Annotated in this window: 28 protein-coding genes and 1 pseudogene; 17 read left to right on the top strand and 12 right to left on the bottom strand. The window is 63.0% G+C overall.

Annotated features, from left to right (window positions below):
• Positions 1 to 47 precede the first annotated feature (47 nt).
• Positions 48 to 2,003 carry a PhoX family protein gene (locus AC1DVV_RS07715; protein ID WP_457280707.1) on the bottom strand — a complete coding sequence of 652 codons (1,956 nt, stop codon included), beginning with the start codon at positions 2,001 to 2,003 and terminating at the stop codon, positions 48 to 50.
• 269 nt (positions 2,004 to 2,272) lie between these two features.
• On the opposite strand from AC1DVV_RS07715, the gene AC1DVV_RS07710 reads away from it, so the two are divergent.
• The gene (locus AC1DVV_RS07710) at positions 2,273 to 2,941 is read left to right on the top strand and encodes a DsbA family oxidoreductase (protein ID WP_457280708.1); all 669 of its coding nucleotides are present in this window, start codon (positions 2,273 to 2,275) and stop codon (positions 2,939 to 2,941) included.
• Here AC1DVV_RS07710 and AC1DVV_RS07705 read toward each other — a convergent pair.
• A complete protein-coding gene (locus AC1DVV_RS07705) occupies positions 2,938 to 3,279 on the bottom strand; it encodes a MoaF N-terminal domain-containing protein (protein WP_457280709.1) in 342 nt (113 codons plus the stop codon). The two genes, AC1DVV_RS07710 and AC1DVV_RS07705, sit on opposite strands and share 4 nt — an antisense overlap.
• 491 nt (positions 3,280 to 3,770) lie before the next feature.
• On the opposite strand from AC1DVV_RS07705, the gene AC1DVV_RS07700 reads away from it, so the two are divergent.
• Complete coding sequence (locus AC1DVV_RS07700) at positions 3,771 to 4,331, top strand: ferritin-like domain-containing protein (protein ID WP_477690112.1); 561 nt, start codon at positions 3,771 to 3,773, stop codon at positions 4,329 to 4,331.
• 121 nt (positions 4,332 to 4,452) lie between these two features.
• On the opposite strand, the gene AC1DVV_RS07695 is transcribed toward AC1DVV_RS07700, so the two are convergent.
• From AC1DVV_RS07695 to ku, 5 genes are all read right to left on the bottom strand, one after another.
• Positions 4,453 to 4,773, bottom strand: coding sequence for a hypothetical protein (locus tag AC1DVV_RS07695; RefSeq protein ID WP_477690113.1), 321 nt, complete (start codon positions 4,771 to 4,773; stop codon positions 4,453 to 4,455).
• On the bottom strand, positions 4,770 to 4,943 hold the full coding sequence (locus AC1DVV_RS07690; protein ID WP_457280712.1) for a hypothetical protein: 174 nt from the start codon (positions 4,941 to 4,943) through the stop codon (positions 4,770 to 4,772). Before AC1DVV_RS07690 ends, AC1DVV_RS07695 begins: the two co-directional genes overlap by 4 nt.
• Positions 4,944 to 5,036: 93 nt before the next feature.
• Positions 5,037 to 5,297 (bottom strand): hypothetical protein, encoded by a 261-nt coding sequence (locus tag AC1DVV_RS07685; protein WP_457280713.1) that lies wholly within the window; start codon positions 5,295 to 5,297, stop codon positions 5,037 to 5,039.
• A 154-nt stretch (positions 5,298 to 5,451) separates the two neighbouring features.
• The gene (ligD, locus tag AC1DVV_RS07680) at positions 5,452 to 8,127 is read right to left on the bottom strand and encodes a DNA ligase D (RefSeq protein WP_477702284.1); all 2,676 of its coding nucleotides are present in this window, start codon (positions 8,125 to 8,127) and stop codon (positions 5,452 to 5,454) included.
• A 27-nt stretch (positions 8,128 to 8,154) separates the two neighbouring features.
• Positions 8,155 to 9,096 (bottom strand): non-homologous end joining protein Ku, encoded by a 942-nt coding sequence (gene ku, locus AC1DVV_RS07675; protein WP_477690115.1) that lies wholly within the window; start codon positions 9,094 to 9,096, stop codon positions 8,155 to 8,157.
• A gap of 221 nt (positions 9,097 to 9,317) precedes the next feature.
• On the opposite strand from ku, the gene AC1DVV_RS07670 reads away from it, so the two are divergent.
• From AC1DVV_RS07670 to AC1DVV_RS07645, 6 genes are all read left to right on the top strand, one after another.
• Complete coding sequence (locus AC1DVV_RS07670) at positions 9,318 to 9,779, top strand: CHRD domain-containing protein (RefSeq protein ID WP_477702283.1); 462 nt, start codon at positions 9,318 to 9,320, stop codon at positions 9,777 to 9,779.
• A 104-nt stretch (positions 9,780 to 9,883) separates the two neighbouring features.
• Positions 9,884 to 10,342, top strand: coding sequence for a MarR family winged helix-turn-helix transcriptional regulator (locus tag AC1DVV_RS07665; protein ID WP_457280717.1), 459 nt, complete (start codon positions 9,884 to 9,886; stop codon positions 10,340 to 10,342).
• A 50-nt stretch (positions 10,343 to 10,392) separates the two neighbouring features.
• Positions 10,393 to 11,697, top strand: coding sequence for a homogentisate 1,2-dioxygenase (gene hmgA / locus AC1DVV_RS07660; RefSeq protein WP_477702282.1), 1,305 nt, complete (start codon positions 10,393 to 10,395; stop codon positions 11,695 to 11,697).
• A 5-nt stretch (positions 11,698 to 11,702) separates the two neighbouring features.
• Entirely contained in the window at positions 11,703 to 12,980 is a 1,278-nt protein-coding gene (fahA, locus tag AC1DVV_RS07655) for a fumarylacetoacetase (RefSeq protein WP_477702281.1), read from the top strand.
• A 259-nt stretch (positions 12,981 to 13,239) separates the two neighbouring features.
• Positions 13,240 to 14,427: a cytochrome P450 gene (locus tag AC1DVV_RS07650; protein ID WP_477702280.1), complete on the top strand. Its 1,188-nt coding sequence runs from the start codon at positions 13,240 to 13,242 to the stop codon at positions 14,425 to 14,427.
• A complete protein-coding gene (locus AC1DVV_RS07645; protein ID WP_477665931.1) occupies positions 14,424 to 14,768 on the top strand; it encodes an antibiotic biosynthesis monooxygenase family protein in 345 nt (114 codons plus the stop codon). The genes AC1DVV_RS07650 and AC1DVV_RS07645 overlap by 4 nt, the downstream gene beginning before the upstream one ends.
• Here AC1DVV_RS07645 and AC1DVV_RS07640 read toward each other — a convergent pair.
• Positions 14,765 to 15,181 (bottom strand): DUF2784 domain-containing protein, encoded by a 417-nt coding sequence (locus tag AC1DVV_RS07640; protein ID WP_457280722.1) that lies wholly within the window; start codon positions 15,179 to 15,181, stop codon positions 14,765 to 14,767. The genes AC1DVV_RS07645 and AC1DVV_RS07640 overlap by 4 nt on opposite strands.
• Before the next feature lie 168 nt (positions 15,182 to 15,349).
• On the opposite strand from AC1DVV_RS07640, the gene AC1DVV_RS07635 reads away from it, so the two are divergent.
• The 4 genes from AC1DVV_RS07635 to AC1DVV_RS07620 all read left to right on the top strand — a co-directional run bounded on the left by AC1DVV_RS07635 (position 15,350) and on the right by AC1DVV_RS07620 (position 19,783).
• The gene (locus tag AC1DVV_RS07635) at positions 15,350 to 17,749 is read left to right on the top strand and encodes a YgiQ family radical SAM protein (RefSeq protein ID WP_477665932.1); all 2,400 of its coding nucleotides are present in this window, start codon (positions 15,350 to 15,352) and stop codon (positions 17,747 to 17,749) included.
• Positions 17,750 to 18,026: 277 nt separating this feature from the next.
• Entirely contained in the window at positions 18,027 to 18,242 is a 216-nt protein-coding gene (locus tag AC1DVV_RS07630) for a YgaP family membrane protein (RefSeq protein ID WP_477702279.1), read from the top strand.
• Entirely contained in the window at positions 18,242 to 18,787 is a 546-nt protein-coding gene (locus AC1DVV_RS07625) for an RNA polymerase sigma factor (protein WP_477690119.1), read from the top strand. The genes AC1DVV_RS07630 and AC1DVV_RS07625 overlap by 1 nt, the downstream gene beginning before the upstream one ends.
• A 153-nt stretch (positions 18,788 to 18,940) precedes the next feature.
• Positions 18,941 to 19,783: a hypothetical protein gene (locus tag AC1DVV_RS07620; protein WP_457306986.1), complete on the top strand. Its 843-nt coding sequence runs from the start codon at positions 18,941 to 18,943 to the stop codon at positions 19,781 to 19,783.
• Between the two features lie 112 nt (positions 19,784 to 19,895).
• On the opposite strand, the gene AC1DVV_RS07615 is transcribed toward AC1DVV_RS07620, so the two are convergent.
• From AC1DVV_RS07615 to AC1DVV_RS07605, 3 genes and pseudogenes are all read right to left on the bottom strand, one after another.
• Positions 19,896 to 20,255 (bottom strand): DUF1294 domain-containing protein, encoded by a 360-nt coding sequence (locus tag AC1DVV_RS07615; RefSeq protein WP_457280988.1) that lies wholly within the window; start codon positions 20,253 to 20,255, stop codon positions 19,896 to 19,898.
• Between the two features lie 138 nt (positions 20,256 to 20,393).
• Positions 20,394 to 20,576 (bottom strand): annotated as a pseudogene (locus AC1DVV_RS07610) (cold shock domain-containing protein); the annotation flags it as partial.
• 25 nt (positions 20,577 to 20,601) lie between these two features.
• On the bottom strand, positions 20,602 to 21,555 hold the full coding sequence (locus tag AC1DVV_RS07605) for a CoA transferase (protein WP_477690120.1): 954 nt from the start codon (positions 21,553 to 21,555) through the stop codon (positions 20,602 to 20,604).
• A 214-nt stretch (positions 21,556 to 21,769) separates the two neighbouring features.
• On the opposite strand from AC1DVV_RS07605, the gene AC1DVV_RS07600 reads away from it, so the two are divergent.
• Genes AC1DVV_RS07600 through AC1DVV_RS07585 form a run of 4 tightly spaced genes read left to right on the top strand, consistent with a single transcriptional unit; the run spans position 21,770 to position 23,194 of the window.
• Complete coding sequence (locus tag AC1DVV_RS07600) at positions 21,770 to 22,339, top strand: DUF2975 domain-containing protein (protein WP_477665937.1); 570 nt, start codon at positions 21,770 to 21,772, stop codon at positions 22,337 to 22,339.
• Positions 22,340 to 22,379: 40 nt separating this feature from the next.
• A complete protein-coding gene (locus AC1DVV_RS07595) occupies positions 22,380 to 22,595 on the top strand; it encodes a helix-turn-helix domain-containing protein (RefSeq protein WP_092127875.1) in 216 nt (71 codons plus the stop codon).
• A gap of 22 nt (positions 22,596 to 22,617) precedes the next feature.
• Positions 22,618 to 22,818, top strand: a complete 201-nt coding sequence (locus AC1DVV_RS07590) for a hypothetical protein (protein WP_477665938.1) — start codon at positions 22,618 to 22,620, stop codon at positions 22,816 to 22,818.
• Between the two features lie 49 nt (positions 22,819 to 22,867).
• Entirely contained in the window at positions 22,868 to 23,194 is a 327-nt protein-coding gene (locus tag AC1DVV_RS07585) for a TfoX/Sxy family protein (RefSeq protein ID WP_477690121.1), read from the top strand.
• A 27-nt stretch (positions 23,195 to 23,221) separates the two neighbouring features.
• Here AC1DVV_RS07585 and pobA read toward each other — a convergent pair whose 3' ends face one another.
• On the bottom strand, positions 23,222 to 24,391 hold the full coding sequence (pobA, locus tag AC1DVV_RS07580; RefSeq protein WP_457280731.1) for a 4-hydroxybenzoate 3-monooxygenase: 1,170 nt from the start codon (positions 24,389 to 24,391) through the stop codon (positions 23,222 to 23,224).
• Positions 24,392 to 24,517: 126 nt separating this feature from the next.
• Between pobA and AC1DVV_RS07575 the strand changes: the two genes are divergently transcribed.
• The gene (locus AC1DVV_RS07575; RefSeq protein WP_457280732.1) at positions 24,518 to 25,363 is read left to right on the top strand and encodes an IclR family transcriptional regulator domain-containing protein; all 846 of its coding nucleotides are present in this window, start codon (positions 24,518 to 24,520) and stop codon (positions 25,361 to 25,363) included.
• Positions 25,364 to 25,446: the final 83 nt, after the last annotated feature.

The raw sequence follows: 25,446 nt of genomic DNA, 5'->3' as shown, positions 1-25,446 counted from the left end.
GGCACCGAAGGCGGTGCAGGCGAACATGTTTATGGTTACGTCGCCAATCAGCCCAGCTTGATGCTGCTGGGGTCCGCGGTGAGGTAGCCGACAGCCGCGCCGAAGCGGTCCTTGTAGTTCGCGCGCACCAGCGGATCCAGCGTGGCTTGCACCTTGCCATGCAGCGAGTTCCAGTCTCCCGCATGCTGGAAGTTGCTCATGATGTAGGTCCAGCCGTTGAGGTCGTCCACCACATGCAGGCCGGTGGCTTCGGCGCCCGCGGGCATGGACATCAGGCGCGACAGCTGTCGGGTGTCGACGTTGTAGGCCCAGATGAAGTTGTTGATGTGCGAGCCGCTGTCCTCACCAATGAAGAGGGTGCGCATTTTTTCCGAGAACTTCAGGTTGTCGGGGTTGGCGATCTGGTTGGGGTCGGCCTTGTTGCCCAGCGCGTCGGCGGCAATGTCTTCGCCGACCAGCAGGGCCCTGGTGTGCACCGGCATCCATTCGCTGTCGATGGCGTTGCCACCCAGGTCTTTCTGGCCGCCGTCCAGCTTGTGCGCCATCACGCCGCCGGCGATCAGGGCCTTGTCGAGCGCGATGCCGCTGGCCGCGTTCCAGCCCTTGCCGGTCTTGACCATGGAGTCCTGGATATTCTGCAGCGCCGAGTAGGCGACCTTGTCCTTGATGTTGACGGTGGTGCCTTCCATTTTGGAAAATCCCATGCTCCCGCCCATAAGGTAGGCATAGCGGTGGGTTTCCAGGAAGGCTGCGGCTTTTTCCATGCCGGGCTTGATCTTGATCCAGTTGGCGTTGCCGCCATAAAACACCTTGGTGAAGCTCGCATCACCGGGGTCTGTTTTCGATACCGCCATGATGTCGGCGGGCTTGAGCGTGTCGGCCATCTTTTCGATCTCGGCGCTGGTGGCGTGGCCCAGCTTGATCCAGGAGATCTTCGCGCCCTGGTCGGCAGGGTTGACCGAGAAGCCGGTGCCCAGCTTGCCCACATACAGCGTGCCGGAAGACAGGTCTTTTTCACGGTCCGCCACAAAGACGAAGAGGCCGCTGTTGGTGGCGTCGTCGCCCATCAGCACGGTGCGGTTGTCCGGCATGACCTGCACCAGCTCATGCGAGATGCGGCCCATGTTGTAGTGTTTCTTGACCGTGCCGGTGCCGTCGGGATGCACGGTGACTTCCGGCAGGTGGCCGTAGTGATAAGGGTTCGCTTTGGTTTCGTCGCCATAGACGTTCTTGCTGAACTTCTTGAATTGCGCGCTTTCCGCGGCGAAGGGGGCATCGGGCTCGTACTCTTCGCTGGACAAGTGGGTGTTCCAGGGCGAGAGGCTGGCGCCACAGGTGATCCACAGGCCATGCGCTTTGGACATGTCCACGTTGTGGTATTTCACGAGGCTGAGCTTGCCGGTGGCCTGGTCCTGGTCCAGCGTCAGCACGGCGATGGGTGAGGGCAGGTTGCCGTAAGCGTCGGCGCCAGCCAGGTCTCGCGTGGTGTATTCAAACTGAACTACGGCAAAAACTGCTTTGCCTTTGACTCCGGGTACGTTGGCATTGGGCAGGCCGAGCAGCGAGGTGCCGTCAGGTCCGTCCGAGAATATCTGGCGTTCCTTGCCGGGCACCGAGCGGTCAATGATGGGCCGGTTGCTGATGTCCACATAGCCGCCGGCGAGGATGGTGCCGCCCTTGCCGTCCGGCACCATGTCGCCGGTCACGAAGAAGGGCTGGTAGGCGAGCTTGTAGCTCTGCGTGCTGTTGTCTTTGAGGCGCACCTGGAGGCTGGAGCCCACGGTGGTGGTGGCCATGGCGGCCGCGTTGGCAAGCGTTGGGGCGGCCATGGAGGTGAAGCTGGAAGACAAGTAATTGCCCGCAGCGGCGGGGCCGCTGCCGGTGGCGCAGCCCGACAGCAGGGTGCTGGAGGCCAGGGCCCCCAGCGGCAGCATGGGCGCAGTCGCCAGGAATTTCAGGGCCGTGCGGCGGGAGGGAAGGGAAGGGGTGGCCAGGTCGGACATTGTTATGGTTTCCAGTGTTTCAGGTGGGTGATCGCGAAGCCGCAGCCCTGGCCGCGCACTCCGGCGGGGCAAGTCGGGCTGCGCTGCGGGAATCTTAGGAAGCTTGTGTGACAGTTTCTTGAAAAGGGCTGCCACAGACGGCCCCAGGCAGGGGTGGCTCCCGCTGATTAACCTCGCGCCGGGTACTTGAATATCCCCGGGGGAACCGCAAGCTGGTTTGCTGCGGGCCAAAATCGGTCTGCCAGAACAGCAACCCTCAAGGCCCCCCCATGACCACCCAACTCAAAATCGATTTCGTGTCCGACGTTTCCTGCCCCTGGTGCGTGATTGGCCTGAAGTCGCTGGACCAGGCGCTGGAGCGCGTGCACGGCGACATCCAGGCCGAACTGCACTTTCAGCCCTTTGAGCTCAACCCGAAGATGTCGCCCGAAGGCCAGGAAATCACCGAGCACATCACCGAGAAATACGGCATCACGCCCGCGCAGGCCCAGGCCAACCGTGAGAACATCCGCGCGCGCGGCGCGCAGGTCGGCTTCAAGTTCAGCATGGCCGACGAGCCCGGCGGCGGGCGCAGCCGCATCTACAACACTTTTGATGCGCACCGCCTGCTGCACTGGGCCGAACTGGAAGGTGTGGACAAGCAAAAGGCGCTGAAGGAACTGCTCTTCAAGCGCTACTTCACCGACGGCCAGAGCCCGGCTTCACACGAGGTGCTGGCGAAAGCGGCTGCCGAAGTGGGGCTGGATGAAGCCCGGGCGCGGGAGGTGCTGGCGTCAGGCGAATACGCGGCAGAGGTGCGCGAACGCGAACAGTTCTACCTGACCCAGGGCATCCACTCGGTGCCGGCCGTCATCATTAACGACCGCCATCTGATCTCTGGTGGGCAACCCGCTGAAGTGTTTGAGCAGGCCTTGCGGCAGATTGCCGCCGCAGGCTAACGGCTCGCGCCCAGCACTTCAAAAGTGCCCGACTGCTGGACCCAGTCCTTGCCGTTGGATGCAAACCCTGTGGCTGTGCCGGTCTTGAGATTGAGCGCTACCGTGATCGTGTAGCCGCTTTCGGCTGAAAGATAAGACACCACATGCACGTCGTCCGAAATTTTCACGGCGGCGCTGGCGCTTTCGTGGTGGTCTTTTGAACCCGGACCGGTGCTGCGCCAGGTCACCCCTCCGTCGGCCGAAAAAATATGCTCAAAGCTAAGGCCCTTCGTCGGGCCGTCCTTGAAGCTCCAGCGCAGGGTCTTGCCGTGCAGGGATTCGTTGAGGGCGGCTGTCATGGGAGCTCCAAAAGTAAAAAGTAACGTCAGCGCGACTGAATGAAGGCGGATGCGCTTGCCGACAGTTTCAACTTAGCTCCCGCACAGGAACATGTTTGTGGGAGGCGTGTTAATCGGATGTAGGACAAGCGGACGCGCTGGCATTTGCTGTGGATTCAGCCGTGGATTCAGGGCCGGGTTTTCAATGGCAGTGCTGCTGCCATCGTCTGGGTACTCCAAAGCCCAAATTCTCTTTCTTGTCGTTGCTCCTGTTTTGATAGCTGCTTGCGCTGGCCCTGAAAGGCCTGGTGGCCGAAATCGCGTAAATTTTTGACGCGGCAGTTTGCCTGGGCGTGCGCGGCGTTCTCCTACAAAAGTGGCTGTGCTTGCCTGACCGTGCGGTACTCCCCTGGGTTGCACCATCGATTCAGATGTCTGGAAATCACCACGTTGCCCTATAGGCGGCGTCTGGGCAGCTTTTCACAAAGCGACAAGAGACAAAGGAGCACACCATGGCAAAGGAACAACACGACCAGAATCCTGATCCCCGCGCGGCCTGGGCCAGGGGGGAGAACCGGTACCCAGGTGCATTGAAGACCGCCGTCGCAACGGGCGATGACGCAGTGGCCGACGATGACGCCATCATCGAAAGCCTGAATGACCTGCTCGAGTCTTGCCGTGACGGTGAGTATGGTTTCCGCGAATGCGCCGGGCACACCAAGGCGCAGGACATCAAGACACTGCTGCTTCGCCATGCCGATGAATGCCGGGCTGCGGGCCTGGAGCTGCAAACCCTGATTCGCCAGCTCGGCGGGAAGCCCGACGAAGGCGGCTCGGTCAGCGGTGCATTGCATCGCGGATGGGTTTCCGTGCGGGCCACGCTGAGCGCGTTGAGCGACCAGGCGATGCTCAATGAATGCGAGCGCGGCGAAGACGCTGCAGTGGCACGCTACCGCAAAGCCCTGAAGCGTAATTTCCCCGCCGGTATCAGGGCCGTGGTGGAACGCCAGGCCCAGGGCGCACAGCGCAATCATGACCAGGTGAAAGCCCTGCGCGACGCGCTGAAGGCCTGATAAGGGTCGGCCTTCGCACACAAGGAATCGGTAAGATTTTTGTCGGCACTCGAGGCTCGGCAAACCAAGGGGCGGCGTTTGTCGCCCCTTTTTTTATTCCTCCATGTCGGGAGTGCCCCCGTTAGTTCTTCAGGCTGCTTGCGCAATCCACCTGGGCGTCGAGCTGTACGCCGTTGCGTGAATAGTCAGCATCGGTGACCTTGCAGCCGGAGCGCAGTTCAATCGCCTGCAGCAATGCTGCGCGGCCCGAAGGGGTCGATATGACGCTGCCGCCTTTTGACCCTGGAGCAATGGCTGTCCAGGTGCCGGCTGTCAGCTGGCTGATGAGATAGGTCTGCCCGTCGACGCTAACGGGGTGCGGGGGCGGCTCTGCTGTTGTGCCGGCACATCCGGCCAGGCAGATGGCCGCAAACATGCCGGATGGCCATCCACGGTTTTTCATGAAAGGGGGCCGGACAGGCTGCTTTTGATTGCAACCATGAAAGGTATCGGCGTGGCGACAGTTTCGGCTTTGGGCTCGGGCGCCTTGGGTGGCGCTTTGGGAACCTTGTTGTCGGGGCAGCCGGACAGGAAAAACAAGGTCGCCAGTACAAAGGGCAGGTAGGGTTTCATGGGTGTCTCCAGGTGCGTTCTATGGCGCTGTCTGAATAATAGGACGCAGCCGGCAACAGGGCCAGCCCTTGGGCCGCAAGTCGCGGCGAATGCCTACACCCGGCGCGAAGGTGAGCCCGTCACACCCATGCGCTGCAAGGCCTCGCTCAGGCTGCGTGCCGGGGCCGGGGTCGCGCATTGCTGTTGAGCGGGCCCGTGGGCACTGGGGTGCCGAGCCGCGGGCGGACAGGAGTCAGGCGGTGTGGGCGACTGGTTTTCTGCGTCCGGCAGTGTCTTGCCTCGGAGCTCTGCGGCCATTCGCCGACCTTCAGTCTGCAGGTAAAGCGTCAAATCCATTTCATCGAGCTGCTTCATGGTGAGCATTTCTGGTTCATCCCTTGAATAAGGCCGGGCAAACAGAACTCCTTATCCAGGCGAATCTAGGCTCAAGCCCTTCACCCGCGTGTCAGGCCGTAGGCCTTGGGTCTGTAGGAGTGCAACGACAACCCAGGCAGGGCCGCCGTGAGGGCTATTTCGCGGCCGGTGGCGCCTTGAAGCCCACTTGTTTCATGGCGGCGGTGAGCCCGTTGCGTGACGCCTCGTAAGTCTCCCAGGGCTGGTTGCCGATGGCCAGGCGCCCGCCCAGGGTTTGCGCCGTCCAGTGTGCGCCGCCGGTCAGCGAGGCCAGTTCATCCCAATCGACAGGGACGGACACGCCGAGGCCCGGCCGGGCACGCATGGACCACGCCGCGACGGTGGTGGCGCCAAATCCATTGCGCAGGTAGTCCGGAAAAATCTTGCCGATGCGGTTTTTAGGGCCGCTCTTGGCGGCAAAGCGCTGGGGGATCACGGTGGCCAGGTGCATCACGATGGCATGCGAAAAATCCTTCACGGTGTCGAAATCGTATTGCCGCTTGAGCGGCACCACCACGTGCAGGCCTTTGCCGCCGCTGGTTTTCAGGAAATTCACGAGCTTCAGTTCGTCAAGGAAAGCGCGCACCAGTTGCGCAGCTTCCTGAACCTGCGGCCAGGCAACGCCTTCACCCGGGTCCAGGTCGAACGTCATGCGGTCGGGCTTGTGGATGGCGCGCGTGGTGGCGTTCCAGGTATGGAACTCGATCACGTTGATCTGCGCGGCCGCCAGCAGGGCGGCTGTGGAGGGAATCTCCAGCAGCGGACCATGGCCGGGGTCCAGCGCGGGGTCCAGCAATTTGATGCCGGGAATTGACGTAGCTTCGGCATGCTTCTGGAAGAACAGCTCACCACCTATGCCCGAAGGCGCGCGCACCAGCGCGGTGGGCCGGGCCTTGAGGTGCGGCAGCATCAGCGCCGCGACCTGTGCGTAGTGCTCGACCACGTTTTGCTTGGTGAAGCCGGTGCTGCTGTCGATCACCCGGTCAGCATGCGTGACACGCAGGGACTTCAGCGCTGCAGGGGCGGACTTCGCGGTCTTTTTTTCAGGGACGTTCAGGCCACCCTTCGCGGTAGGTTTTTCGGTGGAGGTTTTTTGGGCGGGGTTCACGGTAGTGCCTTTCTTGCCGCGCTCCAGGACGGCGGGTTTTTCACGGAGGATGTTTGTTGCGGGTTTGTCGGTGCGCAGGCCCTGGAATACGGAGTGGCGGATATGGCCGCCATGGGTCCATTCACCAAAGGCCACTTCGGCCAGCAAACGCGGCTTGACCCATTGGCCCTTGACCCCGGCGGGCACCCTGGTAAAAGGACTGCGGTCGGCGTGGATCTTTTGCAGCCTCGCCTTGAGGTCCTTGAGCGTTGCGTCGTTAAAGCCGGTACCGACGTTGCCGGCGTACAGGAGCGCGCCTTCGCCGTCGTGCACGCCCAGCATCAGTGCACCCAGGCCGGCGCGCGAACCCTTGGGTTCGGTGTAACCGCCGATGACGAATTCCTGGCGCAGCTGGGTCTTGAGCTTGATCCAGTCCGGCGAGCGGCGTGACACGTAAGCCGAGTCCACGCGTTTGCCGATCACGCCTTCCAGCCCGACACGCCGGGCCGACTCAAGCAGATCCTGCGGTGCTTCATCAAACGCATCGCTGAAACGGATGGTGTCCTGCGGATTGCGGGTGACCAGCGCGCAGAGGATTTCACGGCGCTGCGCCAGTGGCAGTTGCCGCAGGTCCAGCCCGTCAAAGTAGGGAAGGTCGAACACGTAAAAAATGATGCGGGCCGTGCTGGCATGGTCAAACGCGTTTTGCAGCGCGCCGAAGTCGGGCACGCCGTGTTCGTTCATCACGACGATTTCGCCGTCTACCCAGCCAGACGAAATTTCCAGCGCGCCCACGGCCTTCGCCAGCTTGGGCAGCTTGTTTGTCCAGTCGTTGCCTTTGCGCGTGATGAGGCGAACCGACGACCCGTCGATGCGGGCCAGCAGGCGGTAGCCGTCGTACTTGATCTCGTAGGCCCAGCCTTGCGGGTCGGCTGGAGGACGTGCGACCAGGGTGGCCAGTTGCGGAGCCAGTGTCTGTGGCAGCTTTGCCGCGACGGCGCCTTCGGGGGTGCCAGTAGCGGGTGTGTTTCTGCGTCCCTGTTTGGCAATCTTCCTGGCGGTCTTTCGGGTAGCGGCTGTCTTCCCGATACCAGCGCTGGCCGAAGCGCCCGCCTTGCCGGGGTTTTCCGCGGTGTCGCGTGGCAGTGGCTTGCCCGAGAGCACGCTGTTGGGCAGGGCCTCGCGCACGTCAAACTCCGTTTCCGGGCGGGCGTAGCCGTCGTGTTCCTTGATCAGCAGCCAGGGCTCCTGCTTCTCATTGCCGCGGCCGTGCATGCGCACCAGCGTCCAGCCGCCCTTGAGTTTTTCGCCGTGCAGCTCGAATTTGAGTTTCCCGTCTTTCAGCCCTTTGACCGGGTCTCCATGCGGCGTCCACAGGCCGCGGTCCCAGACAATCACGTCGCCCGCGCCGTATTGCTTTGGTGGAATGCTGCCTTCGAAACCTGCATAGGAAATGGGATGGTCTTCCACATGCATGCCCATGCGCTTGACGGACGGATCCAGGCTGGGCCCTTTGGGAATTGCCCAGCTCTTGAGCGTGCCCTGAAGCTCCAGGCGGAAGTCGTAATGCAGGTTGCGCGCGTCGTGTTTCTGGATCACGAAACTCAGCGCCTTGTGCGTGCGAGTGCCGCCTTGTGCAGGCTCAGGCGTGCGGGAGAAGTCGCGCTTGGCGCGGTAAGGCTTTAGCAGGTCGCGGGCGCCCATAAGGTCTATCGGCGAGCAGGTGGCGGGTTAGGCGGCGCGCCGTTTGGCGGGAGCATGCGCGCGCGCCCTGGCGGCGGGTTTTTTGCGCGCCGGGCTTTTGGCTGCAGCCTTGCTGGTTTTCGCTGTGGTTTTGTCGGCTGCCCTGGTTTTGGAGGCATTGCCGCCGCCTTTGCGCAGGCTGCGCTGCAGCAACTCCGTCAGGTCAATGATCTTGGCGCCGGAGCGGGCTTCGGGTTCGCCGGATTCTTCCGGCTGCACCACGCTTTCCAGTTTGCCTTCCTTCGCCTTGCGTTTGACCAGCGCCATGATGTCGTCCCTGAAGGAGTCGGAGAACTGCTCCGGGTCCCATTTGCCGGTCATGTCGTCCACCAGCTGTCTGGCCATCGCCAGTTCCTTGTCGGACAGGCCCGCGGCCTTGGCGCCGACAGGCGGCAGATCCAGCTCCTCGAGCGAGCGGATGTCGGCGCCCCAGCGCAGCAGGTTCAATATCAGCGCCGGGCCTGAAGGCACCAGCACGGCCAGGTGCTGCTTGGTCTGGATGATGACGCGGGCGATGCCCACGCGCTGCGTCTTCAGCAGGGTGTCGCGCAGCAGTGCGTAGACTTTTTGCCCTTTGTTGATGGGGGCGATGTAGTAGGGCCGCTCCAGGTAAACGAAAGGAATCTCCGTGTTGGGCACAAAGCTTTCGATTTCAATGGTCTGGGTGGTCTTGGGGTAGGCGGACTTGATCTCTTCTTCCGACAGCACGATGTACTGGCCGTCTTCGTATTCGACGCCCTTGACGATGTTTTCCCGGGTGATCTCTTTGCCCGTGCGCTTGTTGACGCGCTTGTAACCCACAGGGTCCATGCTGCGCTTGTCCAGCCAGTCGAAGTCAATGCCGCTTTCCGAGGTGGCCGAATGCAGCGCTACGGGGATGTGAACCAGGCCGAAACTGATGGCCCCTTTCCATAAAACGCGCGATGCCATGGTGTGAGTCTTTCTGCTGATGATTGCGGGCTGGCCTGGGGGAGTGGGGAGTGCAGGCCACAACTATCAGTCCAGTCTCCGGCCCGCGTGCACGCAGGCGTGTCGGTGTGCGATGGGGTACGGGCGTCGTCCGGAACCGACTGTTCGCATGGGGTTTGTCCTACGGGTTTGATCTGCGTGCAGCGCGCACAATCGGCTGCAACTTTTCAAGGAGCTGACCCATGCTTTCACGCCGCGCCGCCACCCGAGTTTCCCTTGCCGCGATGGCCGTAGCCGCTGCCGCCACCACGGGCTGCGGCGTGATGAACAAGCAATCCAGCCTGGTCGCATTCACCACGCAGCTTCGCGGCGCCAATGAGGTGCCCGCCAATGCCAGCACCGGTAGCGGCTCGGTCGATGCCGTTTTCGATACCAGTACCAACCTGCTGCGCTGGAAGGTCAACTACACCCGTCTGACCGGCCCGGCGACTGCGGGACACTTCCATGGTCCGGCCGTCATCGGCGCCAACGCCGGTGTTGCTTTGGGATGGGCCAGCCCCGTCCGCAGCCCCATGGACGGCAGCGCCACGCTGACGGCCGCCCAGGCCGCCGACCTGATGGCGGGCCGCTGGTATGCCAACATCCACACAGCTGCTTATCCCGCAGGGGAAGTGCGCGGCCAGATGACGATGGTGCGTAACTAGGGCCTCCCGAAGAGGCCCCTCGGGCCCGTCTTGATAAATGGTTGCGGGCGCAACCGGATCGGTTTATAGTTGCGGACGCAACCATAAACTTACCCGGTCGCTACATGATCAAGCTCGACAGAACCCTGACCTACCGCCTGCACCTTCTGCACAAGCTGACGGACATTGAAAGCCAGCGTGCTTATGTGGCGGACGCGCGCCTGTCGATGAGTGATGCCCGTTGCCTCACGGCCGTGGGCACCTTCGCGCCGCTGTCGGTGAACGACCTCGCGCAAAAAGCCAATCTGAACAAAGGCCAGGCCAGCCGTGCGGCCCAGTCGCTGGTCGATCAGGGCCTGGTCGTCAAGGCCGCAAGCCCGACGGATGGGCGCGGCGTGGTGCTGACACTCACCCCCAAAGGCAAAAAGGCATGGCAGCGCACCATGGAAGTGGTGGGGCAGCGCAACCAGGACATTTTTGGCGTGCTGAGCGCGGCCGAGCGCACGCAGCTCAGTGATTTTTTCGACAGGCTGATCGAGAAGGCCAAGGCCGGCGGTGGTGAGCCCGGCGATGCTGAAGAATGATGGCGTCGATTCGTTGAACTGAACATTGCAGATTCCCGGGGGAAACATCCATGAGCACCAACACCTTGCATTACCAGTCCGGCTTCGGCAATGAATTTGCCAGCGAGGCCGTTGCCGGCGCGCTGCCGCAAGGGCGCAACAGCCCGCAGCGCGCGCCGCACGATTTGTACACCGAGCTGATTTCCGGCACCGCTTTCACCGCGCCGCGCGCCGAGAACCGCCGCACCTGGATGTACCGCCGCCAGCCTTCTGTGATGACAGGTGGCTACAAGCCGTATGAACAGCCGCAGTGGACGACCGGCGCGGCGGGTGGCTGCGCCGTGCCGCCCGATCCCTTGCGCTGGAATCCATTCGCCATTCCCCCCGAGCCGCTGGATTTTGTGGACGGCATTCGCACTGTGGCCGCCAACGGCGACGCCGAAGCGCAGACGGGCATGGCCGCGCAGGTGTATGTCGCCAATCGTTCCATGTTGCAACGCGCGCTGGTCAATGCCGACGGCGAGATGCTGCTGGTGCCGCAGCAGGGCCGGCTGGTGGTCACGACCGAGCTCGGCATCCTGGATGTCACTCCCGGGGAAATCGCCGTGGTGCCGCGTGGAATGGCCTTCAGCGTGGGCCTGCCCGACGGCGCATCGCGCGGCTACGTCTGCGAAAACTACGGCGCGCACTTTCGCCTGCCGGAACTCGGCCCGATCGGCTCCAACGGCCTGGCCAATGCGCGTGACTTCCTGGCACCTACGGCGGCGTTCGACAGCGCGCCTGCGCCCAAGGGCGGCTTTGAGATCGTCAAGAAATTCGGCGGCCGCCTGTGGTCGGCCAGGCAAGCGGCCAGCCCCTTCAATGTGGTGGCCTGGCACGGCAACCTGGTGCCTTACAAGTACGACACGGCCCATTTCATGACCATCGGCTCCATCAGCTATGACCATCCGGACCCATCCATCTTCACCGTGCTGACCTCGCCCTCGGACACAGTGGGCACGGCCAACTCCGACTTCGTGATCTTTCCGCCACGCTGGCTGGTGGCCGAGAACACCTTCCGCCCGCCCTGGTACCACCGCAACCTCATGAGCGAATTCATGGGCCTGGTCTATGGCCAGTACGACGCCAAGCCCGAAGGCTTCAAGCCCGGCGGCGCGTCGCTGCACAACTGCATGGTGCCGCACGGCCCGGACACCGAAGCCTTCGAGAAAGCCAGCACGGCCGCACTGGCGCCGCACAAGCTGGACAACACGCTGGCCTTCATGTTTGAAAGCCGCTACCGCTTCATCCCGACGGCCTATGCGCTGGAGGGTGGGGCGCTGGATGCCGGCTACAGCAGTTGCTGGGCCGGGCTCAAAGACCAGTTCAAGGGCTGACGCGCATGAACCAGTCACTCAACGCCACCCACGACCTTGGGCTGCGCAGCTGGGTCGCATCTGCGAATGACGCGGGAACAGACTTTCCCATCCAGAATCTGCCGTTTGGCACCTACAGCCAGGGGCCGCAGGGCGCGCGCAAGATCGGCGTGGCCATTGGCGACCAGGTGCTGGATGTTCGGGCGGCCGGGCTGCTCGATACCGGTGATATGAACGGGTTGATGGCACAAAGCCTGGCGACAACGAGCGCGCTGAGAGCGGCGATCTCGCGAGGCCTCGCAGAGGGCAGCTCAAAGCAGGCTGAGTGGAAGAACTTTTTGTCCCCCCAGGATTCGGTGACCCTGCACCTGCCTTGCCGCATCGGCGACTACACCGACTTTTACACCGGCATCCACCACGCCACCACCGTCGGCAAGCTGTTTCGGCCCGATGCGCCGCTGCTGCCCAATTACAAGTGGGTTCCCATCGGCTACCACGGCCGCGCGTCGTCCATCGGCGTGAGCGGCCAGGCCTTTCCCCGCCCGCTGGGCCAGACCAAAGGCCCGGACGACGCGGCGCCCGCGTTGCGTCCCACCCAGCGACTCGACTACGAACTGGAACTCGGCGTACTGGTGGGGCAGGGCAACGCGCTGGGCGAGCCCATCGCCATGGCTCAGGCTGAAGCACATGCCTTTGGCATGGTGCTGCTTAACGACTGGTCGGCGCGTGATGTGCAGGCCTGGGAATACCAGCCGCTCGGCCCGTTCCTGTCCAAAAACTTCGCCAGCACCCTCTCGCCGTGGGTCGTCACGATGGAGGCACTGGCGCCGTTTCGCGCACCGTTCGTACGGCCCGAAGGCGACCCGCAGCCCTTGCCGTACCTGGACTCGGAAGGCAACCGCCGCCTGGGCGGTATGGATGTGGCGCTGGAAGTGTGGATAGAGACCGAGGCCATGCGGGAAGCCGGCCGGGGCCCCGAGCGCCTGTCGCAGTCGAACTTTCGCGACGCCTACTGGACGGTGGCACAGCTGCTCACGCACCATACCGTCAACGGCTGCAACCTGCAGCCCGGTGATTTGCTGGGCTCGGGCACGCTGTCAGGCCCGGCGCCGGAACAGGCCGGCTCGTTGCTGGAGCTGAGCATGGGCGGCAAGAATGCGTTGACCCTGGCCAATGGCGAAAAGCGCATCTTCCTGCAGGACGGCGACGCCGTCATCCTGCGTGCAAGCTGCGTGCGCGAAGGCTTCCGGCGGATTGGTTTTGGCGAATGCCGTGGGCAGGTGCTGCCGGCCAGGGGTCTGTAAAGCATCTTGTGTTGCAGATGTATTTTGCTATCAAGTTGATAGCTGCTCGCGCTTGTTAAATAAGGGCGGGCGACACTTTTCATGCTAAAAAAGCTGGTTTTTAGCATTTCTGGGCCGGTGAGCCCTTGAGCAGCTGTTTCGAAGCTCTTTAACCCTGCCGGCTGGCTGCGTCCATGTCCCCGCAGGAGGACCCGGGGCAACTGCCAACACTTCGCCCCGCGACGAAGCATCCGGTCAGCCCTTGCGCAAGAATGGCAGCATGCATCCCGAACACATCCTCGCGGCACCCAGCCACCCTAACCCCTATCCTTATTACGCCGCGCTGGTGGCCGGCCCACCGCTGGTGTTTGACGCACCACGCAAGCTCTGGGTCGCGACCAGTGCGGCCGCGGTCAATGCCGTGCTGGGCAACCCGGCATGCCGTGTGAGGCCGGCGGCTGAGCCCGTGCCGCAGGCCATCGTCGGGTCGGCGGCGGGTGAGGTGTTCGGCCACCTGGTTCGCATGAACGACGGCCTCCGGCACGACGCACCCAAACTGGCCTTGCAGCGTTTCCTGGCCGCGCTGGATCTGGACCGTGTTGGCGAGCGCACTGGCTTGATTGGGGCGAAAGCCATGGGTGGCGAACCCCTGCGCGGAGCGGCGTTGTCGCAGTGGGTTTTTGATGTGCCGGTGATGGCAGTCGCTGATGCCCTGGGTTTTGCGCAGGCCGAACTGCCGCTTGTTGCAGGCTGGACGCGCGACTTTGTGGCGTGCCTGTCTCCGCTCAGCACGCCGGAGCAGTTAGCTGCGGCGGGTGATGCTGCAGCGGCCTTGCTGGCAAGGTTCTCGGCGCTGGTGCAGGCGGACGCAAGCCCGGAGAGCGCCGTCGCCCGTGTCCGGCTGGAAGCGCAGAAGGTGGGTTGGAATGACGCCGCAGCGTTGCTCGCCAACCTGGTCGGCCTGCTGTCGCAGACCTGCGAGGCGACTGCCGGACTTGTCGGGAACAGCCTGGTGGCACTGGCCACGCAGCCGGGCCTGGCCGAAACCGTGGGGCAGGATCCGGGCAAGCTGCTTCAGATGGTGAACGAGGTCAGCCGCCACGACCCGTCCATCCACAACACGCGCCGTTTTGTGGCAGAGGCAACGGAGGTGGCGGGGGTTTCCCTGAAGGCGGGCGATGCCATCCTGGTGGTTCTGGCGGCCGCCGGCCGTGACCCTTTGTGCAACCCGGAGCCCGACCGGTTTTTGCTGGACCGCGCGAGCCGTGAGGTGCCCGGCTTCGGCAGGGGCGCGCACCAGTGCCCCGGTCAGTCGCTGGCCTGCACCGTCGCAGCCGCAGCCATCCAGTCCTTGCTGGATTCAGGCAAGCTGCAGCTATCGACACTGGGCAGCTGGCACTACCGGCCTTCCATGAACGCCCGCATCCCGTTTTTTCTGATGGATACCGCGACTGAAAGCTCCACATGATCGCCATCATTTTTGAAGTGCAGCCCGCTGAAGGCAACATGCAGACCTATCTCAATATTGCTGCTGCGCTCAAGCCGCAGCTCGAGCAAATAGACGGCTTTATTTCCGTCGAACGTTTTCAAAGCCTGAGCAACCCGGGCAAGCTGCTATCGCTCTCATTCTTCAGGGACGAAGCCGCCGTGATGGAATGGCGCCGTCTGGAATCCCACCGCAAGGCGCAAAGCCGCGGGCGCGGTGGCGTGTTTGAAAACTACCGCCTGCGTGTGGCCCATGTGCTGCGTGACTACGGGCTGAACGAACGGGACGAGGCGCCGGCGGACAGCCGCGAGCAGCACGGCTAGGCGCTGCGGGGCCTGGCGCGCTTCCAGCGGGGCGGCCACCACCACCAGCTCAGCAACACCAGCAGGCCGAATCCGGTATAAGCCACCATGAACACCCACGCCGGCGCGTTGAAGAAGATCAGCCGCGACAGCCAGTGCTCAATGAAGGAGCCGCCATAACTGGCTTGCCCGGCCAGCTGCCTCAGGGCCTGTTCCCAAATGGTGAGCGGGCAGATCTCGCCCAGCCAGCTTTGCGCCACCACAAAGCCGATCAGCGCCAGATGCGTGAGCCTGACCCACGGCGCGCGAACCCAGACCCAACCGCACCAGCCGCCGGCCATGAACAGTAGTTGGCCGAGCACGGCAAAGGCGACGATAGCGACGTGCAACACCAGGATCGAGTCTGCTAGCAGGGCAGCGGTGAAAGGGCTCATGGGTGTGTGAGGAGTCAGTAAAGCGTGTTTATTCGCGGCCGTTCGTGGCCACGCGGCCACTTTAAACGTGCCAATCGTGCATTGAGAGGTGTTTGTAGGGCTTAAATGCCGAATAAAGAGGCAAAACTCAGGGTAAACCTTACAATGGAGGGTTACCCCAAACCCTCCATGAACGCCCCCGTCGACGTCTCCTTCTTTGCGCGCGCCGCCAAGCCGCTCACCAGTTACCGCAAGTACTGGGCGGCCCGCTTTGGCACGGCCAAATTTTTGCCCACCAGCCGGGCCGAAATGGACGCGCTCGGCTGGGACAGCTGCGACATCATCATCGTCACGGGCGACGCCTATGTAGACCACCCGAGCTTCGGTATGGCCGTCATTGGCCGCATGCTGGAGGCGCAAGGCTTTCGCGTCGGCATCATCGCCCAGCCCGACTGGCAAAGCGCCGAACCCTTCCGCGTGCTGGGCAAGCCCAACCTGTTCTTCGGCGTGACCGCCGGCAACATGGACTCGATGATCAATCGTTACACGGCGGACCACAAGATCCGCAGTGATGACGCCTACACCCCCGGCGACATCGGCGGCAAACGCCCCGACCGCGCGGCGCTGGTGTATTCACAGCGCTGCCGCGAAGCCTACAAAGACGTGCCTATCATCCTGGGCGGCATTGAAGGTTCGCTGCGCCGCATCGCGCATTACGACTACTGGTCCGACAAAGTTCGCCGCAGCGTGGTGGTCGATGCGAAATGCGACCTGTTGCTGTACGGCAATGCCGAACGCGCGATAGTCGAGATCGCCCATCGCCTGGCGGCTAAAGAGCCGGTGGGCAGCATCACCGACGTTCGCGGCACCGCCTTTATCCGCCGCACTGGCGACGAAACCGCCAACGGCTGGTTTGAAATCGATTCCACCAGCGTGGATGCACCGGGCCGGGTCGAAGCGCATGTCAACCCATATCTGATGATTTCCGACCAGGCGCGGGAACAGGGCGCGACTTGCGCGCGGGAAGATGAAGCCGCTGAAGTGGCGGTTGAGGCGGAAGCAAAAGGCTCGCCTGTGCTCGCCAAGGCCGTCAAGCCCGCCGCCGCGGCCAACCCGGCCATCAAGCCGCTGACTTTCGTCGCCAACCCGAATCTGCCGTCCACAGTGCACACTGCGCAGGGCAAGATCAAGGTTCCCCCGCGCGACCGATCCGTGATCCGCCTGCCGTCTTACGAGCAGGTCAAGAGCGATGCGGTGCTGTATGCCCACGCCAACCGCGTGCTGCACCTTGAGACGAACCCCGGCAACGCACGCGCCCTGGTTCAGGCCCACGGCGAGGGTGCCACCGCGCGCGACGTGTGGATCACGCCACCGCCCATCCCGCTGACCACGGCCGAGATGGACTACGTCTTCGACCTGCCTTACGCGCGCTCACCGCACCCGCGCTATGCCGACGAAAACGGCAGCCATGACGGCGCCACCAAGATCCCGGCGTGGGAGATGATCCGCTTTAGCGTCAACATCATGCGCGGCTGCTTTGGCGGCTGCACTTTCTGCTCCATCACCGAGCATGAAGGCCGCATCATCCAGAGCCGCTCCGAAGACTCTGTCATCCGCGAGATCGAGGCGATCCGCGACACCGTCAAGGGTTTTACCGGCGCGATCTCCGACCTGGGTGGGCCAACCGCCAACATGTACCGTATCGGCTGCAAGTCGCCCGAGATCGAGGCCGCCTGCCGCAAGCCGAGCTGCGTGTACCCGGGCATCTGCTCGAACCTCAACACCGACCACAACCCGCTGATCAAGATGTACCGCCGCGCGCGGGCCTTGAAGGGCGTGAAGAAGATTCTCATCAGCTCCGGCCTGCGCTACGACCTGGCCGTGCAAAGCCCCGAGTACGTGAAAGAGCTTGTCAGCCATCACGTGGGTGGCTACCTCAAGATCGCGCCCGAGCACACCGAGCAGGGCCCGCTCACCAAGATGATGAAGCCCGGCATCGGCAGCTATGACAAGTTCAAGCAGATGTTCGACAAGTATTCGCTGGAAGCCGGCAAGAAGCAGTTCCTGATTCCGTACTTCATCGCCGCCCACCCGGGCACCAGCGACGAAGACATGATGAACCTGGCGATCTGGCTCAAGAAAAACGGCTTCAGGGCCGACCAGGTGCAGACGTTTTACCCGAGTCCGATGGCCACGGCCACGACGATGTACCACACCAACAAGAACCCGCTGCGCAAGATCACGCGCGACAGCGAGACGGTGGACATCGTGCGCGGCGAGCGCCGCCGCCGGCTGCACAAGGCCTTTTTGCGCTACCACGACCCCAACAACTGGCCGGTGCTGCGCGAAGCGCTCAAGGCCATGGGCCGGGCGGATTTGATCGGCAACGGCAAGCACCACCTGATTCCGACCTTCCAGCCGATGACCGACGGCAGCTACACCAGCGCGCGGCGCAAGAACTCGACCGGCACGGCCACCACAGTCAAGGCTTCGCCGGTGGTAAAGGGCCGATTGCTGACCCGTCACACCGGCCTGCCGCCGCTGGCGCAGGGCGCCGGTGGCAAGCCCGGTGGCCGCAAGGGCCGCTAGGCGCTGCCAGCGCAGGTATTTCGATGTAAAAAGGCTCCGATGGAGCCTTTTTTATGAATGAAATTGGCTTTGAGCCCAATGGGAACGTGCGCAAGCAGCTATTGAATTGATAGCAACTACGTGCACGTACCGGCAGCTTCGGTGTGCCCGGCTAAGCTTGACGGGTGCTCCATCTCAAAAATATCCCAACAATATTTCCCCCAACGTGAATCCTTTTGCCCGCATGACCCCTCCTTGCAGCGATGCCGCATTTTTGACGGCAGCCAAAGGAGATTTCATGTTCTATCGCAAAAATGTGGGGCCCAAAGAGCGTTGGGCGCGTGGTGTGTCCGGCGCCTTGATGGCCGTTTGCGGCCTGCTGGTGCTGGGTGTAACGCCGCCTGGTTTGCTCGCGGCCTGCGCCGGTGTGGTCACAGCGCTGACAGGGCTGTTGGGCTTTTGCCCGGCTTGCGCCATGGTGGGCCGCAAGCTGGAAAAGCCGGGCCCTTGGTGATGGCCATTGAAATAGCCCTTTTTGCCGCAGCGCAGGCCGGTGACCCGGCCGCGCTGGCTTCGCTGCTGCGGCAGCTGCAGCCCGATGCCCGCCGTTACGCCCGCTACCAGTGCCACCGCGGCTCCGCCATCGAAGACGTGGTGCAGGAGGCGCTCATCATCATCTACCGCCGCGTCGGCACCGTGCGTGACGCCGCAGCCCTGGGCGGCTGGATGTTCAAGATCATCGCGCGGCTGTGCATGATGCCGGCGCTTGCGCTGATGCGCGGCACCCAGGCGCTTACCGACTACGACAAGGACCAGTACTTCGCGCAGATGCCGCAGGACGAATTGCGTATCGACCTGGTCCGTGCACTGGAGTCCTTGCCGCTGATGTACCGTGAGGTGGTGCTGTTGCGCGACATGGAGCAGCTCACTATCACCGAAATCGCGCAGCGCCTTCAGCTTACCCGCGAAGCCACCAAAAGCCGCATTCACCGGGCACGCGCCATGGTGCGTGAATACTTGCGGCCTGATGGAGCTACGCGCGAGAAGACCGGCGCATGACGCGGTTTTACGTCATGGACTTCTTGCAGTCAGCAGGAGAGGGTAGTTACGGCCGCATGTGATGGGGTTCTCTGGCAAGATAAGTAGAGGCAAGCGGCCGGGCCTCAGATCTTCTACCGGCCCCGGCCGTCATTCACACCTTCTGGAGACACCATGGACATTGCCCGCAAAGCACTTGCTGCTTTCACCATGGCCGCTGTGCTGGCCTGTGCATGGCTGGCGCCGCTGGATGCGCCCGCCATGCGGCAGGTGGATGCCGGCCTGAAAAGGGCGCTGTTGAGTTTTGCCACGGCCAGGCTGCTCAACGGCGTGATTTCGGTGGCGCAGGGGACCGAAGCGTCTGTGCAGCCTTTTGGCGTGGGTGTCACGTTTGCGCCGGGGCAAATCCTGGATCCCGTCAACGACCTGGTGGAGCAGTTTTCGCATTTGATGCTGGCGGCCAGTGTTGCGTTCGGCGTTCAGAAAGCCTTGATCAGCATTGGCAGCTACTGGCCGGTATCGCTGGCGCTGAGTGCCACGGTGCTGGGCTGGTGGTGGTGTTACCTGCGCAGGCCGCAGGTGCCTTTGTGGCTGTCCAGGTTGCTGGTGATCCTGCTGATGCTGCGCTTTGCAGTTCCGGTGGTCACGCTGGGCACCGACATGCTGTGGCAAAAATTCCTGGCGGCCGACTACGCCGCCAGCCAGCAATTGATCGACAGCGCCACCGGCAAGGCCGGCCAGCTCAATTCGCCGGCCGCCGCAGCCCCCGACAACCGCGGCCTGGTGGACAGCCTGAAAGACTGGCTGGCAAAGAACGGTGACGTGACAAAACACTTCGAGAGCCTCAAGCGGGCGGCCGAGCAGGCCACCGAACACATCGTCCGGCTCATCGTGATCTTTGTGCTGCAGACGCTGGTGATCCCCTTGTTGCTTTTGTGGGCCCTGTACGGCTTCGTCAGGCAGGTGTTGCTGGGGCAGCGCTGGCAAAGGCTGCCGGCAGCCTCCATCCTGTATTGATGCGCGAAGGTGCCGGCGCATCTGGTTCGTGCATAAAATCGGCCGTTTGCCCAATAAAGACGAGCGCAAGCAGCTCCTGATTTGATAGCGAATGCAGTCTGATAGCCTGAAACTACAGCCAGACAGTCAGCGACTTTCTCAGCGGCGGCCAAAACAGCCAGGCCCAAACAAGCAGCGCGTGCAAGAAGACCATCAGCCAGTAGATATCCCGAAACGATTGCTTGCTCGACTTGTGCCGCAAGACCTGCTGTGCCAGCCATGCGCCGGGCCAGCCGCCCGCCAGCGCCAGGAGTTGCAACGTGTTTTCCGGTGTGCGCCACTGACCGGTCTGCGCCGCGCGTTTGTCCGCCCAGTACACCCAGAACGTCAGCAGGTTGAGCACAAACGACGCCGGCAATGTCCACCAGGGCAGCAGCGAGCGCCAGACAGCCCAAAGCATCAACCCGCCATAGGCCATGCTGATGAGCAGCATGAGCCCGAAACCGGGTCCTGCAGCCGAAGCGGCGGCTTGCTTTTGTGGGCGCCGCTGAGGGGTGTCCCTCTTTTCAGTGCGAGAGCGAGCCGGGCTGGAGGTGAGACCCCGTTCGGCACTCATTGCTTCGATCGCCATCGCACGTGGGCCTTTACCGCCGACGTGAATTTCTTCAAAGGTGACAACCGTCCCTTGGCGCGGCTGCATGCCGCCACGTACATCTCGCAGATGGAAAAAGACGTCTGCACCTGAGGTTTCGCCGCGGATGAATCCGAATCCGCGTGCCGCGTCCCAGCGTGCAATCGTTCCTTGCTTCCTCATGAATATATGGTTCGGTGCAAGTGAATTACCGTTCCAGCGTGTGTAGCGGAATATCTTTTTCCACGGCCAGCTTGTCCAGCTCCTTGCGCGTCTTGCCCAGAAGCCAGGCCTCAATGGCCGCGTGCGTGGCAGGCGCAAACATGGCCTTCATGCTGGAGGCCGTCACGCCGGCCGCTGCGCACAGGCTCGCGGCAAAGTGCGGCTCCAGCGCGGCGAGTGCTACGCGTCCGTCCTTGCAGCGGTACACGCGGTAGCCCGCATGCCCGCCGCCCACCGCAGCACCGGGCTGGGTCAGCCCCCAGGCGCGGGGCAGGGCCAGGTAAGCCGCCGCGCCGGAAAGGGCCACTTCAAGAAAGACACCTTTGCCTTTTGCCCGCTGGTGCATCACCGCCTGCAGTACGGCTGCGCTGGCCATCAGTGAGCCGCCCATGTCGGCGTACAGCGTGGCGGGCAGGTCCACACCGGTGATCAGGTCGTTCTGCGCGAGGTAGGTGAGATCATGGCCCGGCTCGTCAGCCCGTTCCCCCGGACTGCCGACGATGGCGACCTGGCTCAGGTGCGGATGCTGTTTGTGCAGCGCTTTCCATGTCAGTCCCAGCTTGGCCAGCGCCGCCGGCCTGAACGACGTGAGCAGCACGTCGGTTTTGGCCAGTTCGCGGTGCAGCAGTGTCTGGCCGCGTTCGGTTTTCAGGTCGGCTGTGGCGATGCGCACATCCGCATGCAGGGTTGCATAGGCGGTGGGGTTGTAGAGCTTCATCGGGTCACCCGATGCGCCGGCTGGCGCGCCTTCGTGCGGCGGTGGTTCCAGCTTCACGCAGCGGGCGCCCATTTCGCGGCAGCGCATCAGGGCGGCCGGGCCCGGCAGGTTGAGCGCCAGGCTCAGCACGCGCACGGCCTTGAGTGACTGCATCGGCTGGACCGCCTTGGCAGTGGAGGCTGTTTTGCGGATGGGGGCGGGTTTGGAGGGTGAGGGCGGCATGGAGGTCACTGTGAACGGGCAGGGGCCGCAAAGCGGCGGGCACCGGGCGGTTGTGGGGTCAATTTACCTCAAACCCCTGAGCGGCGGCTTCACAGGTGTCACTGCCGGATGGTTGGATGAGAAGAAAATTTCTGTTTAATGGCTATTAATTATTGTTTTACAGTAATTATTCTGAGACACTGGAAGCCTTTAAACACCGCAAAGAGGTGCTCCCTTGAAAAATACGGCAACTCCCATGGCCCCCGCCGGGCCGGATGTCCAGGGTATTAGCAGCGTGCTGGCCTGGGCTTGTGCCTTGCTCGCGGTGGCATTGCCGCTGGCGGTGGCTTACCACCTGCTCAGTACGCCCGTTGAAAGCCTGCTGTTGCGCGCCGGGGTTGTGTTGTCGGCATCGCAAGCCGCTGCGCTTGACGTCACGCTGGCCCAGAAAAGCTTTGCCGCCTTGCTGGGCGTGCTGCCGGTGTGCTGCGCGTCGTACGGGCTGGTGTGCGCCATGCGCTGCTTCTCCGGCTTTTCGCAGGCCGAATATTTCAGTGTGCGCACTGTCAAATATCTTCGCGGTTTTGCCGCCGGCATTTTTGCGTCGGTGGTGGCCAGCGTGGTGTCGTCAACGCTGATCACCCTGGTGCTGACATCCGGCGCGCCGGCCGGCCAGCGTGCGCTGTCCCTGGGCATGGGCAGCAATGAATTGCTCACGCTGCTGTTTGCCGGCATGGTCTGGCAAATCGCCGCCGTGATGGCGCGGGCAGTGGCACTGGCCGAAGAGAACGCACAGTTCGTCTGACTCTTTCGCCGCCTACCGCTCACCGCTCACCGCTCACCGCATGCCCATCGTTGTCAAACTCGATGTGATGCTGTCTGAACGCAAGGCCAGATCGAAAGACCTGGCCGCGTATGTCGGCATCACCGAAGCCAACCTGTCCTTGCTCAAACAGGGCAAGGTCAAGGGCGTGCGCTTTGACACGCTGATGCGCATTTGCGAATTTCTCGATTGCCAGCCGGGGGACCTGCTGGTTTCGCGGCCAGACGACACCACCTGATTCACTGTTCCGGAGCTTCCTCATGAAACGTCTAGCCATCGCCGCGGCCCTGGTCGCCCTGCTCAGCGCCTGCGCTGATATCAACTGGGAACAAACCGCCAAGGAGTCCGTTAAATCGGCTTGCCGGGGTGCGGGCAATTGCAGCATTCCCTGTGACCGCGCCAATCCGGCCACCTTCAATGACCCGCAATGCCTGACGGGCGGCAGGCGTCCATCGCCATAATGGCTGTCATGAAATTCAAGCAAAAAATCTCTGCAGCGGGGCAGGCAGCATGAGCGCCAGCGCCGAATTCGTCCGCTATGTGCGTGAACTGCTGGCGCCATTGGGAGACATCCGTGATGGAACGTTCTTTGGCGGCCATGCGATGAAGCACGGCGGAAAGCAGTTCGCCATGGTCATGGGCAACACCCTGTACTTCCGGGTGGACGACACCTCGCGGCTGGCGTATGAGAAGAAGGGCTCCAGGCCCTTCAGCTACTCAACAAAGAACGGTGTGGTGCAGGTGCGCAAGTACTATGCCGCGCCCGCGGAGCTGCTCGATGACCCGGCGCAGTTGCTGGTGTGGGCCCGGCAGGCGATCAGTGCAGCGGGTGCCTGATTTACGCCACTCCGAAAAAGTTCAGGCTTAAAGCGGCAAGCCCACGTAGTTTTCGGCCAGCGCCGTTGACGCTGCCTGCGAATGGATCAAGTAATCCAGCTCGGCCTCCTGGAGCTTCTGCCCGAAGCCACCTGCATCGGGAAACTTGTGCATGAGCGAGGTGAACCACCAGGAGAAACGCACAGCCTTCCAGACGCGGCGAAGGCAGGTGTCTGAATAGCTGTTGATGCCGGCTTCGCTGCCCGCATAAAACTCTGCCAGTGCGCGAGCCAGGTACCGGACATCGCTGGCCGCCAGGTTCAAACCCTTGGCGCCCGTGGGCGGCACGATGTGGGCCGCGTCGCCCGCCAGGAAGAGGCGGCCGAAGCGCATGGGCTCGGCAACAAAACTGCGCAGCGGCGCAATGCTTTTTTCAATCGAGGGGCCGGTGACCAGGCTTTCCGCCAGCTCGGGCGCCAGGCGGCGGCGCAGCTCGTCCCAGAAGGCGTCGTCGCTCCAGTTCTCCACCTTGTCGTCCAGCGGGCATTGCACGTAATAGCGGCTGCGGGTGTGGCTGCGCATGCTGCACAAGGCAAAACCACGCGCATGGTTGCTGTAGACGAGTTCGTGGGAAACCGGCGGTGTCTCCGACAGCACGCCCAGCCAGCCGAAAGGATAGACGCGCTCAAAGGTCTGCAGCGCATTGGCCGGCACGCTGGCGCGGCTCACGCCGTGAAAGCCGTCACAGCCGGCGATGAAGTCGCATTCCACTTCGTGCGCCACGCCGTGCTGCACATAACGCACTTTGGGGTGTGGCCCGTCAAAGTCATGAAGGCTCACGTTTTCGGCTTCATAGGCGGTTGCCAGGCCTGCTGCAGCGCGCGCGTCCATCAGGTCGCGTGTGACTTCCGTCTGGCCGTAGACCATCACCTGTTTGCCGCCGGTCAGTTGCTGCATGTCAATGCGGTGATGGGCGCCGCCAAAGCCCAGGGCAAAGCCGCCGTGCACCAGGCCTTCCTTGTGCATGCGGCCGCCTACGCCGACCTCGTCCAGCAGGTCGGTCGTGCCTTGCTCCAGCACGCCTGCGCGTATGCGTCCCAGCACGTATTCCTTGCTGCGCTGCTCAATCACGATGGCATGGATGCCTGCCTTATAAAGCAGCTGGCCCAGCAAATGCCCGGCGGGGCCGCCGCCCACGATGGCTACCTGTACGCGCATGGTGTCTCCGTTTAATTTGTCGGGCAATGTGCCCCATGCGAGAAGGTTATGCGGCTGCGTGCGCCGTGCCCAGCGCGTGGCTGCGGCTTTGCACGATGTCCGGCTCACTTGTGCGATGATCGCGCAATGGTCACTTCAAAAACCGTTTCGAAAACCGGCACTTTCCCGATCGCCAAGCCCGACATGATTGAAGGCATGGCCAAAGGCATGGCCGTGCTCGAGAGTTTTGACACGCAGCGCCAGCGCCTGAACGCCACGCTGGCAGCGGAACGCGCGGGCATCACGCGGGCGGCCGCGCGCCGCCACCTGCTCACGCTCACGCACCTGGGTTACCTCGAAACCGACGGCAGCTATTTCTGGCTGGCTGCCAAGGTGCTGCGCTTTTCAGGCAGCTACCTGGCCACCGCACGCCTGCCGCGCGCTGTTCAGCCTGCGCTGAACCGGCTGGCCGCGCAAACGCAGGAGTCGTTTTCCGTCGCGGTGCTGGACGGCGACGAGATTGTCATCATCGGCCGCAGCGGTTTTGAGTGGAAGTCACCGGCAGACAGCGGCAGGGCGGCGCCGGCGCGCGTACTGGCTTACGGCTTGCACCTCGGTGCGCGCCTGCCGGCGCATGCGACTTCCACCGGGCGCGTGCTGCTGGCTGCCAAAACAAAAAGCGATTTCAATGCCTGGCTGAAGGCCAGGACCGACACAGGCAACCTGGCCCGGCTGACTCTGCACACGACGACCGACCCGCGCAAACTTCGCGCGCTTGTTGACCAGGTGCGGCTGGACGATTACTGCGTGGCCAGCGAAGAGCATGAGCTGGGCGTGCATGCGCTGGCCGTGCCGCTGCGCGACATGCAGGGGCATACGGTGGCCGCGCTCAATGTGGTGTCGTCGCCGCAGCGGCTGCGTGCAGACCTGCTGCAAAAAGAACTGCTGCCGCTGTTGCTGGATGCAGCGCGCGAGTTGCGGTCACTGCTGTAGGGTGCCCGGTTTTAATAAGAAATCAGGCTCGAAGGCAATAGGGACGGGCGCAGCAAGCTATTAAAATGATAGCCATTGCCGGC

Source organism: Polaromonas sp. P3_B4 (assembly GCF_056402835.1).
The sequence above is the reverse complement of the archived record's forward strand: the minus strand, read 5'-3'. Positions and strand labels throughout refer to the sequence as shown.

What these genes read in the sequence shown, in the direction of transcription:
- AC1DVV_RS07715 (WP_457280707.1), bottom strand. Translation starts at nt 2,003, where the DNA reads ATGTCCGACCTGGCCACCCCTTCCCTTCCCTCCCGCCGCACGGCCCTG.
- AC1DVV_RS07710 (WP_457280708.1), top strand. Translation starts at nt 2,273, where the DNA reads ATGACCACCCAACTCAAAATCGATTTCGTGTCCGACGTTTCCTGCCCC.
- AC1DVV_RS07705 (WP_457280709.1), bottom strand. Translation starts at nt 3,279, where the DNA reads ATGACAGCCGCCCTCAACGAATCCCTGCACGGCAAGACCCTGCGCTGG.
- AC1DVV_RS07700 (WP_477690112.1), top strand. Translation starts at nt 3,771, where the DNA reads ATGGCAAAGGAACAACACGACCAGAATCCTGATCCCCGCGCGGCCTGG.
- AC1DVV_RS07695 (WP_477690113.1), bottom strand. Translation starts at nt 4,773, where the DNA reads ATGAAAAACCGTGGATGGCCATCCGGCATGTTTGCGGCCATCTGCCTG.
- AC1DVV_RS07690 (WP_457280712.1), bottom strand. Translation starts at nt 4,943, where the DNA reads ATGAAACCCTACCTGCCCTTTGTACTGGCGACCTTGTTTTTCCTGTCC.
- AC1DVV_RS07685 (WP_457280713.1), bottom strand. Translation starts at nt 5,297, where the DNA reads ATGAAGCAGCTCGATGAAATGGATTTGACGCTTTACCTGCAGACTGAA.
- ligD (WP_477702284.1), bottom strand. Translation starts at nt 8,127, where the DNA reads ATGGGCGCCCGCGACCTGCTAAAGCCTTACCGCGCCAAGCGCGACTTC.
- ku (WP_477690115.1), bottom strand. Translation starts at nt 9,096, where the DNA reads ATGGCATCGCGCGTTTTATGGAAAGGGGCCATCAGTTTCGGCCTGGTT.
- AC1DVV_RS07670 (WP_477702283.1), top strand. Translation starts at nt 9,318, where the DNA reads ATGCTTTCACGCCGCGCCGCCACCCGAGTTTCCCTTGCCGCGATGGCC.
- AC1DVV_RS07665 (WP_457280717.1), top strand. Translation starts at nt 9,884, where the DNA reads ATGATCAAGCTCGACAGAACCCTGACCTACCGCCTGCACCTTCTGCAC.
- hmgA (WP_477702282.1), top strand. Translation starts at nt 10,393, where the DNA reads ATGAGCACCAACACCTTGCATTACCAGTCCGGCTTCGGCAATGAATTT.
- fahA (WP_477702281.1), top strand. Translation starts at nt 11,703, where the DNA reads ATGAACCAGTCACTCAACGCCACCCACGACCTTGGGCTGCGCAGCTGG.
- AC1DVV_RS07650 (WP_477702280.1), top strand. Translation starts at nt 13,240, where the DNA reads ATGCATCCCGAACACATCCTCGCGGCACCCAGCCACCCTAACCCCTAT.
- AC1DVV_RS07645 (WP_477665931.1), top strand. Translation starts at nt 14,424, where the DNA reads ATGATCGCCATCATTTTTGAAGTGCAGCCCGCTGAAGGCAACATGCAG.
- AC1DVV_RS07640 (WP_457280722.1), bottom strand. Translation starts at nt 15,181, where the DNA reads ATGAGCCCTTTCACCGCTGCCCTGCTAGCAGACTCGATCCTGGTGTTG.
- AC1DVV_RS07635 (WP_477665932.1), top strand. Translation starts at nt 15,350, where the DNA reads ATGAACGCCCCCGTCGACGTCTCCTTCTTTGCGCGCGCCGCCAAGCCG.
- AC1DVV_RS07630 (WP_477702279.1), top strand. Translation starts at nt 18,027, where the DNA reads ATGTTCTATCGCAAAAATGTGGGGCCCAAAGAGCGTTGGGCGCGTGGT.
- AC1DVV_RS07625 (WP_477690119.1), top strand. Translation starts at nt 18,242, where the DNA reads ATGGCCATTGAAATAGCCCTTTTTGCCGCAGCGCAGGCCGGTGACCCG.
- AC1DVV_RS07620 (WP_457306986.1), top strand. Translation starts at nt 18,941, where the DNA reads ATGGACATTGCCCGCAAAGCACTTGCTGCTTTCACCATGGCCGCTGTG.
- AC1DVV_RS07615 (WP_457280988.1), bottom strand. Translation starts at nt 20,255, where the DNA reads ATGCTGCTCATCAGCATGGCCTATGGCGGGTTGATGCTTTGGGCTGTC.
- AC1DVV_RS07605 (WP_477690120.1), bottom strand. Translation starts at nt 21,555, where the DNA reads ATGCCGCCCTCACCCTCCAAACCCGCCCCCATCCGCAAAACAGCCTCC.
- AC1DVV_RS07595 (WP_092127875.1), top strand. Translation starts at nt 22,380, where the DNA reads ATGCCCATCGTTGTCAAACTCGATGTGATGCTGTCTGAACGCAAGGCC.
- AC1DVV_RS07590 (WP_477665938.1), top strand. Translation starts at nt 22,618, where the DNA reads ATGAAACGTCTAGCCATCGCCGCGGCCCTGGTCGCCCTGCTCAGCGCC.
- AC1DVV_RS07585 (WP_477690121.1), top strand. Translation starts at nt 22,868, where the DNA reads ATGAGCGCCAGCGCCGAATTCGTCCGCTATGTGCGTGAACTGCTGGCG.
- pobA (WP_457280731.1), bottom strand. Translation starts at nt 24,391, where the DNA reads ATGCGCGTACAGGTAGCCATCGTGGGCGGCGGCCCCGCCGGGCATTTG.
- AC1DVV_RS07575 (WP_457280732.1), top strand. Translation starts at nt 24,518, where the DNA reads ATGGTCACTTCAAAAACCGTTTCGAAAACCGGCACTTTCCCGATCGCC.